At 59.6% G+C, this 22,010-nt stretch carries 1 protein-coding gene and 1 pseudogene (both cut by a window edge); both read right to left on the bottom strand.

The features are described from left to right. Window positions 1-10,599, bottom strand: partial view of a non-ribosomal peptide synthetase gene (locus tag H4F65_RS06500; RefSeq protein WP_205536105.1) — the 5' portion only. 10,542 nt of this gene lie to the left of the window's left edge; the window shows 10,599 of its 21,141 coding nt (coding positions 1-10,599); the start codon lies at window positions 10,597-10,599; its stop codon lies beyond the left edge, outside the window. Beyond that, window positions 10,592-22,010: pseudogene (locus H4F65_RS22000) on the bottom strand (non-ribosomal peptide synthase/polyketide synthase) (it continues 14,311 nt past the right edge of the window). The gene H4F65_RS06500 and the pseudogene H4F65_RS22000 overlap by 8 nt, the downstream one beginning before the upstream one ends.

Below are 22,010 nucleotides of genomic sequence, written 5' to 3'. Positions count from 1 at the left end.
CCCTAAACGACGGGACTGCTGATATATTGCGCTGGATAATGGCGCAGGAAGCGGCATGCGGACTTCAGCGATATTTTCTCCCTCTCCCTGTGTATCCAGTAAATCGAAAGGAATCGTCGGCGCATCAATATCCGCCAGCCGTTCGCGGAAATACGCTTCATGCTCCGTGTTCGGGACGCTTAATATTTGGGCAATAAAGTTACGGTACGGTAGCGGCGTTGGCAGGGCATCCTGCTGACCCTGCAACAGTTGGCGGATTTCACCGACGATCAGCGTCAACGTCATATGATCGCTAATCAGGTGGTGTAATCCTAAGGCTAGCAGCCATTCACCCGTTGTCGGATCGTGGGCAATGTCGGCCGAGAGCAACGGTGCCTGATTCAGATTAAGACGGCGGGTGCGTGGGTCGGTCTGTTTCTTCAACTGAGCCGGAACGTCATCTGATGACGTCGGTTCAAAGGTGTTGATGGGCAAGACTGCCTGACGCCAGACCACCTGCACCGGCTGGCTTAGTCCCTGCCAGCAGACGGCGGTGCGCAGGATATCGTGGCGATCGATAACCTGCTGAAGCGCATCTAAAAAGGCATCAAGGCGAGCGCGATCCTGGAACGCCAGCAAGTGGTACAGCAGGTAGGTGTCACCCTGCTCCTGAAAGCGATAGTGGAAGAGTATGCCTTCCTGCAGAGGCGAAAGCGGATAGATATCCTGTACGTTGGCAGCTCCGCCGGCGACGGTAGTTACCACGGTATCGATCTCCGGTTGGGTGAGCGTTACCAGCGGCAGCAGGTCGGGCGTGATGGCGGTGCAGTCTGCCGGAATGCGGTTGGGCGGCACCACCACAGCCGGTTTATCCTGATGCGCCTCTATCGCCTGCGCCATGTCACTCAGCACTGGTGCGGAAAAAATGCTACGCACGTCCAGCGTCAGGCCCACATTACGGAGTCGCTCAATCAGGCTGACGGCCATCAGCGAGTGGCCGCCGAGCTCGAAGAAGTGGTCGTGGCGGCCGACGCGCGCCAGCCCCAGCAGCTCCTGCCAGATAGCGGCCAGCGCGGTTTCGACCTCACCCTGCGGTGCCGCGTAGTCGCGGGTGGCGACGGCGGACTGGTCGGGGGCGGGCAGCGCCTTGCGGTCGAGCTTGCCGTTAGGGGTAAGCGGGAAGGCGTCGAGGGTGACAAACGCGCCGGGCACCATGTACTCGGCCAGATGCAGGCTGAGCTGCTGACGCAGGTCGGCGGGGTCGGGGGTGACGCCGGGCTGCGGGCAGAGGTAGGCGACCAGCCGGGTATCGCCGGGGCTGTCTTCACGGGCGACGACAACGGCCTCCTGCACGCCGGGACACTGCATGAGGCGGGCTTCGATTTCACCGAGTTCGATACGGAAGCCGCGCAGCTTGACCTGAAAGTCGTTACGGCCGAGGTACTCGATGCTGCCGTCAGGCAGCCAGCGGGCAAGGTCACCGGTCTTGTAGAGCCGGGCGCCGGGCCGGTTGCTGAACGGGTCGGGAATAAAGCGCTCGGCGGTGAGGTCGGGGCGGTTGAGGTAGCCGCGTGCGACGCCGACGCCGCCGATATGGAGCTCACCGGCGACGCCGAGGGGCACGGGCTGGCCGAGGGCGTCGAGGATATAGAGTTGGGTATTGGCGATGGGGCGGCCAATGGGCACAAAGCTGCGGTGGTCGTCAGGCTGACAGGCCCAGAAGGTGACGTCAATGGCGGCCTCGGTGGGGCCATAGAGGTTATGGAGCTGGGCGTTGAAGCGGGCAAAGAAGCGCTGCTGGAGTTCGGCCGGGAGGGCTTCGCCGCTGCAGATGACGCGGCGCAGTGAGTCACAGGCACAGTCTGCATCGGCCCACTGGACGAACTGCTGGAGCATGGAGGGGACGAAGTGCAGGGTGGTGATGCCGGTGCGCTCGATGAGCTGCGCGAGGTAGGCGGCATCCTTGTGGCCGTCGGGACGGGCCATGACGAGGCGCGCGCCGTAGAGCAAGGGCCAGAAGAACTCCCAGACGGAGACGTCGAAGCTGAAGGGGGTCTTCTGCAGGACGCGGTCATCGGGGGTGAGACGATAGGTGTTCTGCATCCAGACGAGACGGTTGCAGAGTCCGCGATGGCTGTTCATGACGCCCTTGGGTTTACCGGTGGAGCCGGAGGTGTAGATGACGTAGGCCAGATGGTGGGCATCGAGTCCGGCGATGTCGGGGTTGTGGTCACTCAGCGTGCTGAAGTCGGCGGTATCGAGCAGGATGAGCGGGAGAGCCCCGGTCTGAAGCTCGTGACGGCCGGCCTGGGTGAGCAGGGCGACGGGGGCGGCATCGTCGAGCATGTAGGCGAGACGCTCGGCGGGGTAGCCGGGGTCGAGCGGAACATAGGCGGCACCGGCCTTGAGAATGCCGAGGAGGCCGATGACCATGTCGAGAGAGCGCTCGACGCAAATGGCGACGCGGTCATCGGGCTGGACGCCGAGTGACAGCAGGTGGTGCGCGAGCTGGTTGGCACGGCGGTTGAGTGCGTCATAGGAGAGGTGCTGGTCTTCAAAGAGGACGGCGATGGCCTCGGGCGTGCGGGCGGCCTGGTCTTCAACGAGCTGATGGATGAGCGCATCCTGCGGGAAGTCGGCGTCGGTGGCGTTGAAGTCGACCATGACCTGCCGGCGTTCGGCCTCCGGTAGGATCGGCAGCGTCATAATAGGGCGCTCTGGCTCCGTGGCTAACGCCTCAATTAACGCCTGAATCGCGGTTTCCAGATAACGCGCGAGGCGCAGTGGATCGACCCCTTCAATAGCCTGAGAAACCAGACGGAAGCGCTCGCCAAGATCGTCAACTGAAAGCGTGAAAGGGTAGTTAGTACGTTCTTCCGCTGTGAGCAAACGCATACCACGCCATACCCTGTCTGTCGTTGTGCCCGGCTGACTATGCCGGTAGTTGAATAGCGCACTGAACAGCGGCATTGGTGGCATGACGCCGCTACAGCGTTGCGCCAGTGTCAGCGGCGTCTGCTCGTGTTCCAAAAGCGCGGTTAAATCGCGGTAGGTTTCCTGCACAACATCCAGTACGCTGCGGTCTGCGAGGGTGATACGCAGAGGTAGCGTGTTAATAAACATCCCCATAATTCGACTTGCCCCCGCCGTTCCTTGCAAACGACCGAGGAATACGGAACCAAACACCACATCATCGCTGTTGCTGACATGGGCTAACACCTGAGCCCAGGCGATATGGAATAGCACGCTTGGACTGATACCAAGCTGGCGAGCCTGTTTGCGAATCGCCTGCGCTAATGGGGTATCCAGAACAAGACGTGCTTCTGCAATAGGGTCACTGTCGTCTTGCGTATTCAAGATGCCGAAAGGCGCGGTCGGCGTATCGATGTCCGCCAGACGAGAACGGAAGTACTGCTCGTGAACAGAAGGCGGTACGCTCAGAATTTGGGCAATAAAATTCCGGTATGGAAGCGAAGGCGGTAACGTCTCTGCGCGTCCCTGAAGTAGGGTGGTGATCTCACTGACGATAAGATCCAGCGTCATATGGTCGCCAACCAAATGGTGGAAACCAAATGCCAATAGCCATTCTCCTGTCGCCGGATTATGGGCGATATCAGCGGAGAGCAGCGGTGCCTGATTGAGATTAAGGCGACGATGGCGCGGGTCGGTGTAGGCTTTCAACTGCGAGAGAATATTGTCGTCTGAGGCTGGGACAAATGTACTCACCAGCAGCGGTGCGTGACGCCATACAACCTGAACCGGCTGAGTTAGCCCCTGCCAACAGAACGAGGTACGCAAAATATCGTGGCGATCGATAACCTGTTGCAGGGCATGCAGAAACGTATCAAGCCGCTCGCGGTTATCAAAGGCCAATAAACTGTTAAGCAGATAAGCATCTCCCTGCTCTTGCAGGCGATGATGGAACAAAATGCCTTGCTGGAGCGGCGAGAGAGAATAGATATCCTGCACGTTGGCCGCGCCGCCGGATACGGTAGCGACAACGGTGTCCAGCTCTACCTGAGTGAGTGTAGCCAGAGGCAACATCGTGGGGGTGAGCGCCGAGCAGTGTTTGGGAATACGGTTAGGCGGCACCGAGAACGCTGGTTTGTCCTGATTCGCTTGTACCGCCTGCGCCATCTCGCACAGCACCGGCGTAGAGAAGATACGGCTGACATCAATTGTCCAACCCAGATGGTGCAGCCGCTCTATCAAGTTGACGGCCATTAACGAGTGGCCGCCGAGTTCAAAGAAGTGGTCATAGCGCCCAACGCGATCCAGCCGCAGTAGCGTTTTCCAGCTATCCGCCAATGCGATCTCAATGCTACCTTGCGGCGCTTCATAGCCACGGGTTGCAACAGAAAGTTGGTCAGGTGCTGGGAGCGCCTTACGGTCGAGTTTCCCGTTTGGAGTCAGTGGGAACTGTTCCAGTGTGACAAAAGCCGCAGGCAACATATATTCAGCCAGATGCTGTGAGAGCTGCAGGCGCAATGCTGCCGGCTCGATTTCAGCACCGGTATTGGGCCGTATATAGGCAACCAGTCGTTTATCGTTAGGATTATCTTCCCGGACGATAACGACGGCATCCTGTACTTCAGGACAGGCCATGAGACGCGCTTCGATTTCGCCGAGTTCAATACGGAAGCCGCGCAGTTTGATCTGAAAATCATTACGGCCTAAATATTCTATATTGCCGTCGGGCAGCCAGCGGCCAAGGTCGCCGGTTTTATACATTCTGGCACCAGATTGGTCGGAGTACGGATCGGGAATAAAGCGCTCAGCGGTCAGTTCAGGGCGATTGAGATAGCCGCGCGCAATACCGACGCCGCCTAGATACATTTCGCCAGCGACGCCGAGTGGCGCGAGCTGACCCTTCGCATCAAGAATATAAACGTGGGTATTGTCGATCGGTTTCCCGATGGGCAGAAAATCGTCTTCGGTTGGATGGTAATGATAGATCGTCGCACAGACGGAGCTTTCCGTCGGACCATACGCGTTAATGACTTGCTTCGCCGTTGCCCAGCGTTTAGCTAATGCCGGAGGACACGCCTCGCCCGCGAATATCAGTGTCGTCAAGTCAGGAAGCTCTGCGGCAGGATCCAGGGCGCTGGCAGCAATTGGCGGAAGCGTCATATGAGTAATAGCTTGTTTTTTCAGCGTATTGATCAACGCGTCGCCGGGCAATAATGCCTCGCGAGAGGCCAGAACGAGGCAGGCTCCCTGACACAGCGTGGTCGTCACTTCGGAGATACAGGCATCAAAACTGAAAGAGGCAAACTGTAAAAGCCGGCTATTTTCAGTGATGCCAAATGCGCGAATCTGTGCGTTAGCAAGGTTACACAGACTACGATGCTCGATCATCACGCCTTTCGGCTGACCGGTGGAGCCCGAGGTATAGATAACATACGCCAGATGATGTGGCGTTAGCCCCAGCACATCCGCATTATCTTGCGAGGCATGCTTAAACACAGTGAATTGCGGATCGTCCAGTATCACCAGCGGCAACGTGCTGTTCAGCGTCTCAATCAACGCTGTCTGGGTCAACAGTGCGACCGGTTTAGCGTCATCAAGCATGTAGGTCAGACGCTCGGCTGGATAAGCAGGATCGAGCGGGACATAAGCCGCACCCGCTTTAAGAATGCCTAATAGACCGACGATCATTTCCACGCTGCGTTCTACACAGATGGCAATACGGTCATCCGGCTGCACGCCGAGTGACAGGAGATGGTGGGCTAATTGGTTGGCACGACGATTAAGGCCGTCATAGCTAAGCGTCTGCGCGTCGAACACGACCGCAATAGCATCAGGCGTTTGGGTAACCTGTTGTTCAAACCGTTGATGGATTAAAGATCCATCTGGGAAATCGCTATGGGTTGCGTTGAAGCTTACCGATAATTGCTCGTATTCTGAGGCGGGCAATACATTGATAGCCTCTGCGAGCGTTTCTGGCGCATCGGTTAATAGGGTGACGAGCTGTTCTATTGCCTGCAACAGATAGGCATTCACTCTATTCGGATCGATAGGACTGATGGCTTGGGTCGAGAGCGAAAAACATTCACGATTATTATCAATTGAGATGCCCAATGGGTAGTTAGTGCGTTCACGGCTAAACAGGCTCTCTATACCGAACTGTCTTAAATTCGGCGCTTCGACACCTCTGTCATTGGTGTGTCGACAATTAAGTAGGGCGCTGAACAGCGGCATAGAGCCGAGCCCGCTGTATTGCTGGGCCGTAGACAGCGGAGTTTGTTCATAGCGTAATAAACTGGCGCAAATGTCATTCGCGGTGTTGACCAGCGTCGCCACGCTCATACCCGCCAGCTTTATTCTGAAGGGGAGCGTGTTGATAAACATACCTAGTGCGGTTGTACTGCCATCGAGGCCTGACATACGTCCCGATAATGTTGTACCGAACACGATATCGTCTCGCCCGCTGGTGCGGGCAATAACCAATGCCCAACTGGCGTGAAACAGTGCTGCCGGACTGATGCCGAACCGGCGGGCAACGTCACGGATCGTTTGTGAAAATGCGGGGCTAAGCGATTGACGCGCTTCTGCCGCGCTTTCACCTCTGGCTTGAATATTCGCCACGCCAAACGGAGCCGTAATTTCGTCGATGTCCGCCAGATAGTCTTGAAAAAACGCTTCTGCTGCCTGGTTTTTATCCTCCTGGCGGGTATAAGCCACAAAGTTTCTATACGGGAATGAGGGTGGAAGCGTCTCACCTTTCCCCATCAGAAACGCGGTAGTTTCCGCAAGTAGCTGACGCAGTGAAAGGTTGTCATCAATGATGTGGTGAAATTGAAGCAGGATATAAAGCACCGGTGATGTTGAATCAGGCGCTACGTACAAATGCATTAATGGTGCCTGAGACAAATCCATTGAGGTATGTGAGGAAACGACTCTTTCCCGCATTGTGGTGACCACATCAACGCTGTTTTCTGGTTCCAGATGATGCACATTCAACGTTGCGTGGCGATGTACCACCTGAACCGGCTGCGTCAATTCCGTCCAGTGGATCGACGTGCGCAGAATATCGTGTCGGTTAATTACGGATTGTAATGCTGCGATAAACGCATCCAGCTTCGTTTGATTTTCGACCCGCAAGAGCGACGATACGACATAGGGATCGTTATCTGGATGCAGGCGATGATGGAAGAGAATGCCTTCCTGCAGAGAAGCCAGAGGGTAGATGTCTTGAATATTGGCGGCACCGCCAGAAACGGTGTCAGCAATGGCATCAATCTCCTGCTGCGACAGCGCTACCAGAGGCAGCATATCAGGCGTGATGCGTTCCGCACCGTCGGGGATCAGGTTGTCTGGCGTAATGAAGCGGGATTCGCCCCGGTCGTGTTGAATGGCATCAGCCAGTTCGATAAGTGTCGGCGCAGTAAATACGCTACGAACGTCGAGTTTTAAGCCGAGGTGACGCAGTTTTTCAATCAAACTGACAATCAGCAATGAATGGCCGCCGAGTTCAAAAAAGTGGTCATACCGTCCCACCCGTTCTAACCCTAACAGGTCTTGCCAGATTTTAGCCAATGCCGTTTCAATGTCCCCGACAGGTTCCTCATAGTCGCGTGTTACCACGGCGGAACGTTCAGGCGCGGGGAGTGCCTTACGATCCAGCTTGCCGTTTGGCGTGAGCGGGAAAGTATCGAGCGTGACAAAGGCACTAGGCAGCATATAGTCGGCTAAATGCGTCGAGAGCTGCTGGCGTAGTTCGGCAGGTTCCAGTACCGCTTCGGGCTGAGGCTGAATGTAGGCCACCAGACGGGTATCCCCCGGAACATCCTCACGGGCCAGCACCACCGCTTCCTGAACGCCTGGGCACTGCACCAGACGGGATTCGATTTCCCCCAGCTCGATACGGAAACCGCGCACTTTGACCTGGAAGTCGTTGCGCCCCAGATAGTCTAGCGTCCCGTCAGGCAGCCAGCGGGCGAGGTCGCCGGTTTTGTAGAGGCGGGTAGCCGGGCTTTCAGAGAACGGGTCGACAATAAAGCGTTCAGCGGTCAGCTCGGGACGGTTGAGGTAGCCGCGCGCAACGCCGGCTCCCCCGATATAGAGCTCACCGGCAACGCCGACCGGTACCGGCTGACCGTGCGGGTCAAGCAGGTAGGCGCGCAGGTCCGACAAGGGCTTGCCGATTAGGCTACCGCGCCCGGCGGTGATATCGGCGGCAGTCAGTTCGCGGAAGGTGGCGTGAACGGTAATCTCGGTGATGCCGTACATATTAATCAAACGGGTGTGTTCAACCGGGTTATCCGCTATCCACGGGGCCAGCATATGTAGCTCCAGCGCCTCCCCACCGAAGATGATGCAGCGCAGCGTGTGGTCAGCGTCATCCCGTGCGGCAATCAACTGGCGGAACGCCCCCGGCGTCTGGTTAAGTACCGTTACGTGCTCCCGACAGAGCAGGGAATAGAACTCCTGAGGTGAACGAGCACACAGGGCTGGAACAACGACCAACCTGCCGCCGTAGGTGAGCGCTCCCCATATTTCCCAGACGGAGAAGTCGAACGCAAAGGAGTGGAACTGGGTCCAGACGTCGTGGTTGTCAAAGTGGAAATCGTCCTGCGTTGCGTCGAGCAGGCGGGTGACACTGGCATGCTCGACCATAACGCCTTTGGGTTTACCGGTGGAGCCGGAGGTGTAGATAACATAGGCGAGATGACCCGGCGTGACGCCCAGTGCGTTCGCGTCGGGGTTGTGGTCAGGCTGCGCATCAAAGACGTCGTGTGCGTCAAGCAGTACGGTTGGCAATGCGGTGTCCGGCAGGACAGCGGTTAGTGCCGACTGGGTGAGTAGCGCCACGGGAGTGGCGTCCTCCAACATATAGGCAAGGCGCTCGGATGGGTAGGCGGAGTCTAACGGAAGATAGGCGGCTCCAGCTTTAAGGATAGCCAGAAGGCCAATAATCATCTCAGGGCTGCGTTCGACGCAAATGGCGACGCGGTCATCGGGTTTAACGCCGAGGCCGATGAGGTGATGGGCGAGCTGGTTGGCGCGACGGTTGAGCGTCTGATAGCTGAGCGAACGTGATTCGAAGACGACGGCAGTAGCGTCGGGTGAACGTTGCACCTGCGCTTCGAAGCGCGCCTGAATCAGCGCGGGAGCTGGCAGCTCGGCGTTGGCTGGGTTAAAGTCGACCAGCACCTGCTGGCGCTCGTCTGCCAACAGCATCGGCACGGACCACAGAGGTTGTTCCACATCGGTGGCAATAGCTGTGAGTACATTTACTACGTAGCCAGCCACGCGCTCAATGGTTTCCCGATCGAAAAGATCGACGGCATATTCCAGTGAGCCAGTCAGACCATTATCTGTCTCGCTAATCGATAACATCAGGTCAAACTGAGCGCTGTGTTTAGGTTGTTCAATAAAAGAGACGTCCAGATCGGGCAGCGTTAATCTCTGTGACGACGTATTATTCAGGGCCAGCATCACCTGAAAAACGGGACTGTAGCTGAGGCTACGTGCGGGTTGCAGCACTTCCACGACCTGATCGAATGGGAGATCCTGATGGGCATAAGCGGAAAGTGACTGTTCCTTAACCTGAGCCAGCAGCGCTTCCAGCGTCTTACACTGGTTCAGTTCAATACGCAGTGCCAGCGTATTAACGAAGAAGCCAATCAGCCCTTCCAGTTCATGGCGGGTACGATTGGCGATCGGCGTACCAATGACGATGTCGTCTTGACCACTGAGACGAGACAGCACGAGGCTCCATGCGGCAAGTACGGTCATAAACAGCGTGGTTCCCTGTTGATGGCCTTGTATTTTGAGCGCATTAAGAACATCGGCACTGAGATGGAAAGACACATGGCTGCCCACATAACGCTGCACTGCGGGGCGCGGACGGTCAGTTGGCAGCTCTAACAGCGCGGGCGCGCCCTGTAACTGCTTATGCCAAAAATTACGCTGTTCGGCGAGCGTATCTTCTTTGAGCCAGTCGCGTTGCCAGGCGGCATAATCGGCGTACTGAATCGGTAGCGGTGGTAAATGTGCCGGGTGGCCGCTGAGTGCGGCGCGATACAGGGCAGAAAATTCACGCACGAAGATCCCCAGAGACCAGCCATCGGAGATGATGTGGTGCTGGGTAATGAGCAAAGCATGTTCTTCATCGCTCAACTGTAATAGCTGACCGCGAATCAGCGGACCTTGCATGAGATCGAACGGTTTACGCGCTTCACTCTCGGTCAACTCGGCTACCCGTTGGGCTTGTGCCGTTTCGTCAAGGTCGCGCAGGTCGAGGCTGGATAAACAAAAGCGTGTCTCTTCGGGGGCAATCTGCTGGCAGGGTTGACCATCAACCAGCGCAAAATGTGTGCGAAGGCTTTCATGGCGAGCGATCAGGCTATCAAGTGCAGCCGTGAGCGCCAATTTGTCGAGTTTGCCGGTAAGCCGCAGGGCCGCGGGAAGATGATAGGCCTGACTGGCTGCTTGATCGAGCTGGCCAATAAACCACAGCCGCTGTTGAGCAAAAGAGAGTGGCAGCGGCATGTTCCGATCGACTTTCTTAATCGACGGACGCTGTTGATGTCCACGCTGCTTCAGCTGTTCTTTAACTTTTTTCTCCAGAACGGCGCGTTTTAGCTCTTCAATGCTCATGTTTTCTTTATTCATCGTTCGTGTCTCCGTCTAAAATCGCCATTAATTCTTCTGCTGACATTGAGTCGAGATCGTGTGTGAGAGCGTCGGTGTCATTTCCCCAGGCTGCGTGAATTTGTGCGGCCAGAATGACCTCCGCCAGCGCGGATAGCTGCGGATGTTGGAAAATGGCAACGATGGGGATGTCGGTTAAAAATTCCGCACGTATGCGGGCGTTTAGCTGCACGGCAAGGAGCGAATGCCCTCCGAGTTCAAAGAAATGGTCATGTCGCCCTACACGCTCCAGCCCCAGCAGCGTTTGCCAAATCCGAGCCAGCGCGGTTTCCAGTTCACCCTGAGGTGCTTCATAACCGCGAGTGGCTATTGCCGACTGGTCTGGTGCCGGTAGCGCCTTGCGATCAAGTTTGCCGTTTGGCGTGAGCGGGAAGGCATCCAGCGTGACGAATGCGCTCGGGATCATGTACTCAGCCAATTCTTCGCTTAGCCTCTGGCGTAGTTCGGCAGGATCAAGCGCCGTATCAGGCTGAGCACGGAGGTAGGCAACCAGCCGTTTGTCGCCGGGGCTATCTTCGCGGGTAATAACCACAGCATCGTGCACCCCTGGGCAGCGGACGAGGCGGGTTTCAATTTCCCCCAGTTCGATACGGAAACCGCGGACTTTGACCTGAAAATCGTTACGCCCCAGATACTCAAGTGTGCCGTCAGGCAGCCAGCGCCCGAGATCGCCCGTCTTGTACATCCGGGCTTCTGGCGAACGTGAGAACGGATCGTGGATGAAGCGCTCTGCCGTGAGATCGGGACGACCAAGATAGCCGCGAACGACGCCGGCACCGGCGATATGGATTTCCCCCGCGACGCCGAGAGGAACCACGCGCCCCTGCGGATCCAGAATATAGATCTGGGTATTGGCGATGGGGTGACCAATATAAGGTGTCGGTGCCGTCAGGCCATTTAGCGTGGACCAGATCGTAGTTTCTGTCGGGCCATACAGATTCCAGAGCGTCGTTACCTTCTGAAGCAACGCGGTCGCCAGATTTTCAGGCAGTGCTTCCCCCCCGCACAGTGCTTTAAAGTCCGGCTGCAGGGTGAAATCACTTAACTCCAGTAACATACGCCAGGTCGACGGCGTGGCCTGCATGAAGGACACCGCGTGGCGTTCGATCAGCATCGCCAGCTGTTGTGCATCTGCTGCCTGTGCCTGCGTGGCCAGAACCAGCCGAGCACCGTTCAATAGCGGCAGGAAGATCTCCAATATGGAGATATCAAAAGACAGAGACGTGACGCCGAGTAGAACATCCTCTTGGGTTATGCCGGGTTCCTTACGCATCGAACAGAGGAAATTCACCATGTTGGCATGTTCAACCATGACGCCTTTGGGTTTCCCTGTGGAGCCAGAGGTGTAAATCACATAGGCCAGATTCCGTGGCGTTAGCCCTTGTTTACGAGCCTCAGTCGGAGTATCCGGTTCGTTATCAAACGGACTGGTGTCTCCGCCATCGAGCAGAACCACAGGCAAGCTGTCGTTCATTATCCCGATATGGGCCGACTGAGTGAGCAGTACGACGGGTTTGGCATCATCGAGCATGTAGCGCAGACGTTCTACGGGATAAGTCGGATCTAATGGCACATAGGCCCCGCCGGCTTTGAGGATACCGAGTAGCCCGACAACCATGTCCAGACCGCGTTCGACGCAGATGGCGACGCGCGCATCGGGCCGTACGCCGAACGAGAGAAGATGGTGGGCAAGGCGATTAGCCCGGCGATTAAGATCGTTATAGCTAAGGGCGGTTTCCCCGAATACCATCGCGATGGCATCAGGTGTGCGGGCAACCTGTGCTTCAAACAGCTCGTGGATAAGCGCATGCCGTGGGATATCCACGTCGGTCGCGTTGAAATCAACCAGCATCTGTTGACGTTCGTTGTCCGGCAGCACCGGCAGGCTCAGAATGGAACGCTGAGGTTCTGTTTCCAACGCATCGACCAGGCTGCTGATTGCCGTCATCAGGTATCTCACCAGACGATGAGGGTCGATGTCTGCCAGTGTCTGCGCAACCAGACTAAATCCTTCGCCCCTATCGTCTACTGCAAGCGTGAGTGGATAGTTGGTGCGCTCTTCTGACGTTAGTACACGAATGTCGCTTAAGGTATTGTCGGTCGAGCCGGCCTGCGTATGGCGATAGTTGAGTAAAGCACTGAATAACGGCATTGGCGGTGTCACACCGCTACAGCGTTGAGCCAGCGCCAGCGGTGCTTGCTCATGCTCCAGTAGCGTCATCAAATTGTGTGAGGTGTGCTGAACCACCTCTGCTGCGCCGCGATCTGCAAGAGAAATTCGCAGCGGCAGCGTATTGATGAACATCCCCATGATTCGGTCAGCCTCTTCTGTACCGGCAAGGCGACCGAGCAAAACAGAGCCAAATACCACGTCATCACGACCGCTGGTCTGTGCCAGCACCTGCGCCCAGGCAACATGGAACAGCACGCCGGGGCTGACGCCAAGAGAACGTGCCTGTTGTCGAATAGCGGATGCCAACGTGGAATCCAGCACCAGACGGGCTTCGTGGATATCCTCGCCGCTGCCTTGTACGTTGAGTAACCCAAAAGGTGCGGTTGGTTCATCAACATCAGCTAGCTGGTCGCGGAAATACGCTTCATGTGCTGAGTTCGGTACACTTAGCGTCTGGGCGATAAAATTGCGGTACGGGAGCGGCGTCGGTAACGCGTCAGCCCGATGCTGCAATAACAAACGGATTTCACCGACGATCAGCGCCAGCGTCATATGATCGCTAATCAGATGATGGAAGCTCAGCGCCAGCAGCCATTCGTTTTGTTTCGCATCGTGAGCGATATCGGCTCTAAACAACGGCGCCTGACTGAGATCGATCCGGCGTGTGCGCGGCTCGGTATGGGCCTGCAACTGTTCCAGCACCTCATCCGGTGAGGTCGGTTCAAAATGGTTGATGGGCAATATTGCCTGACGCCAGACTACCTGCACCGGCTGGCTTAAATCCTGCCAGCACACGGCGGTGCGTAGAATGTCGTGGCGATTAATGACGTGTTGAAGTGCGCCGAGAAACGCATCAAGACGCTCGCGGTGGGTAAAGGCCACCACGCTGCGGAGCAGATAAGTATCGCCCTGTTCTTGCAGGAGATGGTGGAAGAGAATGCCTTCCTGCAACGGTGCGAGCGGATAGATGTCTTGTATATTGCTCGCACCACCAGACACGGTATCAGTTATCCGGTCGATCTCTGGCTGAGTGAGCGTCACCAGCGGCAGCAGGTCGGGCGTAATAGCAGTACAGTCCGCCGGAATACGGTTAGGCGGCACCACCACAGCCGGCTTATCCTGATGCGTCTCTATCGCCTGCGCCATGTCACTGAGCACCGGTGTGGAGAAAACCCCCCGAACATCAAGCGCCAATCCTACTCGGCGGAGTCGCTCAATCAGGCTGACGATCATCAGCGAGTGGCCGCCGAGCTCGAAGAAGTGGTCGTGGCGGCCGACGCGTGCCAGCCCCAGCAGCTCCTGCCAGATAGCGGCCAGCGCGGTTTCGACCTCACCCTGCGGTGCCGCGTAGTCGCGGGTGGCGACGGCGGACTGGTCGGGGGCGGGCAGCGCCTTGCGGTCGAGCTTGCCGTTAGGGGTAAGCGGGAAGGCGTCGAGGGTGACAAACGCGCCGGGCACCATGTACTCGGCCAGATGCAGGCTGAGCTGCTGACGCAGGTCGGCGGGGTCGGGGGTGACGCCGGGCTGCGGGCAGAGGTAGGCGACCAGCCGGGTATCGCCGGGGCTGTCTTCACGGGCGACGACAACGGCTTCCTGCACGCCGGGGCACTGCATGAGGCGGGCTTCGATTTCACCGAGTTCGATACGGAAGCCGCGCAGCTTGACCTGAAAGTCGTTACGGCCGAGGTACTCGATGCTGCCGTCGGGCAGCCAGCGGGCAAGGTCACCGGTCTTGTAGAGCCGGGCGCCGGGTCGGTTGCTGAACGGGTCGGGAATAAAGCGCTCGGCGGTGAGGTCGGGGCGGTTGAGGTAGCCGCGTGCGACGCCGACGCCGCCGATATGGAGCTCACCGGCGACGCCGAGGGGCACGGGCTGGCCGAGGGCGTCGAGGATATAGAGTTGGGTATTGGCGATGGGGCGGCCAATGGGCACAAAGCTGCGGTGGTCGTCAGGCTGACAGGCCCAGAAGGTGACGTCAATGGCGGCCTCGGTGGGGCCATAGAGGTTATGGAGCTGGGCGTTGAAGCGGGCAAAGAAGCGCTGCTGGAGTTCGGCCGGGAGGGCTTCGCCGCTGCAGATGACGCGGCGCAGTGAGTCACAGGCACAGTCTGCATCGGCCCACTGGACGAACTGCTGGAGCATGGAGGGGACGAAGTGCAGGGTGGTGATGCCGGTGCGCTCGATGAGCTGCGCGAGGTAGGCAGCATCCTTGTGGCCGTCGGGACGGGCCATGACGAGGCGCGCGCGCCGTAGAGCAGGGGCCAGAAGAACTCCCAGACGGAGACGTCGAAGCTGAAGGGGGTCTTTTGCAGCACGCGGTCATCGGGGGTGAGACGATAGGTGTTCTGCATCCAGACGAGACGGTTGCAGAGTCCGCGATGGCTGTTCATGACGCCCTTGGGTTTACCGGTGGAGCCGGAGGTGTAGATGACGTAGGCCAGATGGTGGGCGTCGAGTCCGGCGATGTCGGGGTTGTGGTCACTCAGCGTGCTGAAGTCGGCGGTATCGAGCAGGATGAGCGGGAGAGCCCCGGTCTGAAGCTCGTGGCGGCCGGCCTGGGTGAGCAGGGCGACGGGGGCGGCATCGTCGAGCATGTAGGCGAGACGCTCGGCGGGGTATCCGGGGTCAAGCGGGACATAGGCGGCACCGGCCTTGAGAATGCCGAGGAGGCCGATGACCATGTCGAGAGAGCGTTCGACGCAAATGGCGACGCGGTCATCGGGCTGGACGCCGAGTGACAGCAAGTGGTGCGCGAGCTGGTTGGCACGGCGGTTGAGTGCGTCATAAGTGAGGTGCTGGTCTTCAAAGAGGACGGCGATGGCCTCGGGCGTGCGGGTGGCCTGGTCTTCAACGAGCTGATGGATGAGTGCATCCTGCGGGAAGTCGGCGTCGGTGGCGTTGAAGTCGACGATGACCTGCCGGCGTTCGGCCTCCGGCAGCATGGGCAGGGTGGCGACAGGCTGTGCCACATCATCGGCTATCGCTATCAGGATATTCTCTACATAACCTACCACACGAATGATGGTGTCCCGGTCGAACAGGTCGGTGGCATAGATCAACCCGCCGTCGAGACCGTTTTCCGTCTCGATAAGCGACAGAGTCAGATCAAAGTGGGTGCTATGCTGCGGCCGCTCAACGGCTGAGAGCGTCAGATCTGGCAGCGTCAGGGCCTGTGTCGGAGTGTTGTTCAGCGACAGCATCACCTGGAAAATAGGGCTGTAACTGAGACTGCGAGCGGGTTGCAGTGCTTCCACAACCTGTTCAAACGGCAGGGCCTGATGAGCGTAGGCGTCCAGCGCCCGCTCGCGTACCTGATCGAGCAGATCCGCAACGGAGTGACAGCGTCCCGGCTCGGTGCGTAAGGCCAGCGTGTTGGCGAAGAAGCCGACCATGCCCTCCAGCTCCTGGCGGGGACGGTTGGCAATCGGGGTGCCGATGACGATATCGTCCTGCCCGCTGAGGCGGGATAGCACCACCGACCAGGCGGCCAGCAGCGTCATAAACAGGGTCGTGCCCTGCTGCCGGTTCAGTGCATGAAGGCGACGGAGCTGTCCCGCATCCAGATGGAAGGGAACCTGATCGCCCGCATAGCGCTGTACCGACGGTCGAGGCCGGTCGGTCGGGAGCTCCAGCAGGGCCGGTGCCCCCTGCAGTTGATTGCGCCAGTAGTCACGCAGGTCGTTGAGCGTCTCACCTTGCAGCCACTGACGTTGCCAGACGGCGTAGTCGGCGTACTGAACTGGCAGAGGTGGTAAGTTCGCCTCGCTGCCATCCAGTGCGGCCTGATACAGCGCGGCCAGCTCGCGCGCCAGAATGCCGATGGACCAGCCGTCGGAGATAATGTGGTGCTGGGTCAGCAGCAGCACATGGGTGTCATCATCCATCTGCAGCAACTGACCGCGGATCAGCGGCCCCTGTGTCAGATCGAAAGGTGCCCGCGCTTCCTGTTCGGCCATTTCGGACACGCGTAGGGCGCGTGCTGACGCATCCAATTCACGCAAGTCATGGCTGGACAGGCTGAAGCCGATGGTATCCGGATCAATCTGCTGGGCGGGCTGCCCGTCGAGGGAGGTAAAGCGGGTGCGCAGGCTTTCGTGACGGGCGACCAGCCCGTTGAGCGCGCTCGTGAGCGCCGGGTGGTCAAGCCGGCCGCTAAGGCGCAGCGCGGCAGGCAGGTGATAGGCCTGACTGGCGGCCGGATCGAGCTGGGCCAGGAACCACAGCCGCTGCTGGGCAAACGACAGCGGCAGGGGCTGGGTGCGGTCGGCCACGGGCAGGGTGAACGGCGCATCGTGCGAGGTGGCCGTGACGGCCGCCGCCAGATCGCACAGCGTCGGGTGCGCAAACAGCGCGGCCAGCGCCACGTCCATCCCAGCCTTGTTCATGCGGTTCAGAAGCTGCACCGCCAGCAGCGAGTGGCCGCCGAGGGCAAAGAATTGATCGTGACGACCGACACGATCCAGCCCTAGCAGCTCTTGCCAGAGTGCGGCCAGTGCGCTTTCGGTCGCGCCCTGTGGCGCTTCATAGTCGCGGGTGGCAAAGGCGGTCTGATCCGGAACGGGCAGGGCCTTGCGGTCGATCTTGCCGTTCGGCGTGAGCGGCAGGGCGTCAAGCGTGACAAAGGCGGACGGGATCATGTAGTCCGCCAGCGAGGCGGCAAGCTGCTGGCGCAACGCCACTGGGTGCAGTTCAGCATCAGATCGGGCGCAGAGATAGGCTACCAGACGCGTATCGCCGGGGTGGTCTTCACGGGCGATCACCACGGCGTCCTGTACCCCCGGACAGCGCAGGAGGCGGGACTCGATTTCCCCCGCTTCGATACGGAAACCGCGTACCTTGATCTGGAAGTCGTTACGGCCGAGGTAGTCAATGCTGCCGTCGGGCTGCCAGCGGGCCAGATCGCCGGTCTTGTAGAGCCGGGCTGCCGGGTCGGCAGAGAACGGATCGGCAATAAAGCGGTCGGCGGTGAGGTCGGGACGGTGGAGGTAGCCGCGTGCGACGCCGGCTCCGCCGATATGGAGTTCACCGGTGACGCCAATCGGGACGGGCTGGCCCTGCGCATCCAGAATGTAGACGCGGGTATTGGCGAGCGGTTTGCCGATGGTTGGCAACGGCTGCGTATGGTCGACCACACAGGCGGTGGCATCAACGGTACATTCGGTCGGGCCGTAAACGTTGATAAAGCGGGTATCGGAAAGCGCCTGCAGGCGCGACCAGACCTCAGGTGAAATGGTTTCCCCGCCGATAAGGACCTGCGCGGGCTGGTAGGTTGGGTCAGTGCCCAGTCCGGCGTCGAGCAGCCACTGCAACTGCACCGGGGTGCAGTCAAACAGGTTGACGGCGTGGCGGGCGAAATAGCGCCAGAGCTGATGGGCATCGGCGCGGATAGCGTCGGGCACCAGCACCAGCGTGTGGCCAGACAGCAGCTGTATCCAGTTCTTCACCGAGGCATCGAACACGATGCTGGCGTTGAGAGCAATGCGGCTGGGGTGCTCGATCGCCAGCAACGTTTTCAGACCGGTGGCGAGGTGAAGCACGTTGCGGTGGGCGACCATGACCCCCTTGGGCTTGCCAGTGGAGCCGGAGGTGTAAATCACATAGGCCAGATGGGTCGCGTTCAGCTCCTGAACCACGGGGTTGGAATCCGGGTAGTCCGTGGAGTCGGGCGTATCCAGCAGGACGGTGGGCAGCGTGCTGCTGAGTGATGCCACTAGTGCGGACTGGGTCAGCAGGGCGACCGGTGCGGCATCGTCGAGCATATAGGCGAGGCGCTCCGCCGGATAGGCGGGGTCCATCGGAACGTAGGCGGCGCCGGCCTTGAGGATACCGAGCAGACCGACCATCATTTCAGGGCTGCGCTCGACGCAGAGGGCGACGCGGTCATCGGGTTTGACGCCGAGCGAAAGCAGGTGGTGCGCGAGCTGGTTGGCACGGCGATTGAGTTCGCGGTAGGTCAGATGCTGGTCTTCAAACAGCACGGCGATAGCCTCGGGTGCCTGTTCAGCCTGTGCTTCAAACTGTTGCTGAATCAACGTCTCACGCGGGAAGTCGGCCTCGGTGGCGTTAAAATCGACCAGAACTTGCTGACGTTCGGCCTCCGGCAGCATGGGCAGCGAATTAAGCGGCTGCATCACATCGTCGGCCATTGCCATCAGGATATTCTCTACATAACCCACCACACGAATGATGGTATCCCGCTCGAACAGGTCGGTAGCGTAAATCAATCCGCCGTCGAGACCGTTTTCTGTCTCAATCAGCGATAGCGACAGATCAAAGTGGGTGCGGTTCAGCGGACGCTCAACGACAGAGAGCTCAAGATCGGGCAGCGTCAGGGCCTGTGTCGGGGTATTGTTCAGCGACAGCATCACCTGAAAGAGCGGGCTGTAGCTGAGGTTGCGAACGGGTTGCAGTACCTCTACCACTTGTTCAAACGGCAGGGCCTGATGGGCGTAGGCGTCCAGCGCCCGCTCGCGTACCTGATCGAGCAGCTCCGCGACGGAGTGACAGCGTCCCGGCTCGGTGCGTAAGGCCAGCGTATTGACGAAGAAGCCGACCATGCCCTCCAGCTCCTGACGGGGGCGGTTGGCGACTGGGGTGCCGATAACGATATCGTCCTGCCCGCTGAGGCGGGATAGCACCACTGACCAGGCTGCCAGCAGCGTCATAAACAGGGTCGTGCCCTGCTGCTGGCTCAGGGTATGCAGGCGATGCAGCTGTCCCGCATCCAGATGGAAGGGAACCTGATCGCCCGCATAGCGCTGTACCGCCGGACGGGGCCGGTCGGTCGGCAGCGTCAGCAGCGCCGGTGCGCTTTCCAACTGATGACGCCAGTAGTCCCGCAGATTGTCGAGCGTCTCCCCCCGCAGCCACTGACGTTGCCAGACGGCGTAGTCGGCGTACTGAACTGGCAGAGGTGGCAAGTTCGCATCGCAGCCATCCAGCGCGGCCTGATACAGCGCGGCCAGCTCACGTGCCAGAATGCCGATAGACCAGCCGTCGGAGATAATGTGGTGCTGGGTCAGCAGCAGCACATGGGTGTCATCATCCAACTGCAGCAACTGACCACGGATCAGCGGCCCCTGTGTCAGATCGAAAGGTGCCCGCGCTTCCTGTTCGGCCATTTCGGACACGCGCAGGGCGCGTGCTGACGCATCCAATTCACGCAAGTCATGGCAGGCGAGGCTGAAGCCGAGCGTATCCGGGGAAATCTGCTGGGCGGGCTGCCCGTCGAGGGAGGTAAAACGGGTGCGCAGGCTTTCGTGACGGGCCATGAGTCCGTCGAGCGCGGCTGTGAGTGCCGGGCGGTCAAGCCGGCCGGTAAGGCGCAGCGCGGCGGGCAGGTGATAGGCCTGACTGGCGGCCGGATCGAGCTGGGCCAGGAACCACAGCCGCTGCTGGGCAAACGACAGCGGCAGGGGCTGGGTGCGGTCGGCCACGGGCAGCGTGGACGGTGCCGCGTGGGTCAGACCGCTGATGGCCGCCGCCAGATCGCACAGCGTTGGGTGCGCAAACAGGGTGGCCAGCGGGACGCTGATGCCGGCTTTGTCCAGGCGATTCAGCAGCTGCACTGCCAGCAGCGAGTGGCCGCCGAGGGCGAAGAACCGATCGTGACGGCCAACACGATCCAGACCTAGCAGGTCCTGCCAGAGCGCGGCCAGCATGCTTTCGATGTCACCCTGTGGCGCTTCATAGTCACGGGTGGCGAAGGCGGCTTGATCCGGTGCGGGCAGGGCCTGACGGTCGAGCTTGCCGTTCGGGGTGAGCGGCAGGGTGTCGAGCGTGACAAAGGCCGACGGGATCATGTAGTCCGCCAGCGAGGCGGCAAGCTGTTGGCGCAAACTGGCTGGCGTCAGCGTTGCCGCCGGCGTGGCGCAGAGATAGGCCACCAGCCGCGCATCACCCGGGCTGTCTTCACGGGCAATCACCACGGCGTCCTGTACCCCCGGACAGCGCAGGAGGCGGGACTCGATTTCCCCCGCTTCGATACGGAAACCGCGTACCTTGATCTGGAAGTCGTTACGACCGAGGTAGTCAATGCTGCCGTCGGGCTGCCAGCGGGCCAGATCGCCGGTCTTGTAGAGCCGGGCTGCCGGGTCGGCAGAGAACGGATCGGCAATAAAGCGGTCGGCGGTGAGGTCGGGACGGTGGAGGTAGCCGCGTGCGACGCCGGCTCCACCGATATGGAGTTCACCGGTGACGCCAATCGGGACGGGCTGGTCCTGCGCATCCAGAATGTAGACGCGGGTATTGGCGAGCGGTTTGCCGATGGTTGGCAACGGCTGCGTATGGTCGACCACACAGGCGGTGGCATCAACCGTACATTCGGTCGGGCCGTAAACGTTGATAAAGCGGGTGTCGGAAAGCGCCTGCAGGCGCGACCAGACCTCAGGCGAAATGGCTTCCCCGCCGATAAGGACCTGCGCAGGCTGGTAGGCCGGGTCGGTGCCCAGTCCGGCGTCGAGCAGCCACTGTAACTGCACCGGGGTGCAGTCAAACAGGTTGACGGCGTGGCGGGCGAAATAGCGCCAGAGCTGATGGGCATCGGCGCGGATAGCGTCGGGCACCAGCACCAGCGTGTGGCCAGACAGCAGCTGTATCCAGTTCTTCACCGAGGCATCGAACACGATGCTGGCGTTGAGAGCAATGCGGCTGGGGTGCTCGAGCGCCAGCAACGTTTTCAGACCGGTGGCGAGGTGAAGCACGTTCCGGTGGGCGACCATGACCCCCTTGGGCTTGCCAGTGGAGCCGGAGGTGTAAATCACATAGGCCAGATGGGTCGCGTTCAGCCCCTGAACCACGGGGTTGGAATCCGGGTAGTCACTGGAGGCAGGCGTATCCAGCAGGACGGTGGGCAGCGTGCTGCTGAGTGATGCCACTCGTGCGGACTGGGTCAGCAGGGCGACCGGTGCGGCATCGTCGAACATATAGGCGAGGCGCTCCGCCGGATAGGCGGGGTCCATCGGAACGTAGGCGGCGCCGGCCTTGAGGATACCGAGCAGACCGACCATCATTTCAGGGCTGCGCTCGACGCAGAGGGCGACGCGGTCATCGGGTTTGACACCGAGCGAAAGCAGGTGGTGCGCGAGCTGGTTGGCACGGCGATTGAGTTCGCGGTAGGTCAGATGCTGGTCTTCAAACAGCACGGCGATAGCCTCGGGTGCCTGTTCAGCCTGTGCTTCAAACTGTTGCTGAATCAATG

The organism is Pectobacterium brasiliense (assembly GCF_016950255.1).
In the GTDB taxonomy this organism is placed as follows: domain Bacteria; phylum Pseudomonadota; class Gammaproteobacteria; order Enterobacterales; family Enterobacteriaceae; genus Pectobacterium; species Pectobacterium brasiliense.
Note: the sequence above shows the minus strand (reverse complement) of the source record. Positions and strands in the feature narration are given on the sequence as shown.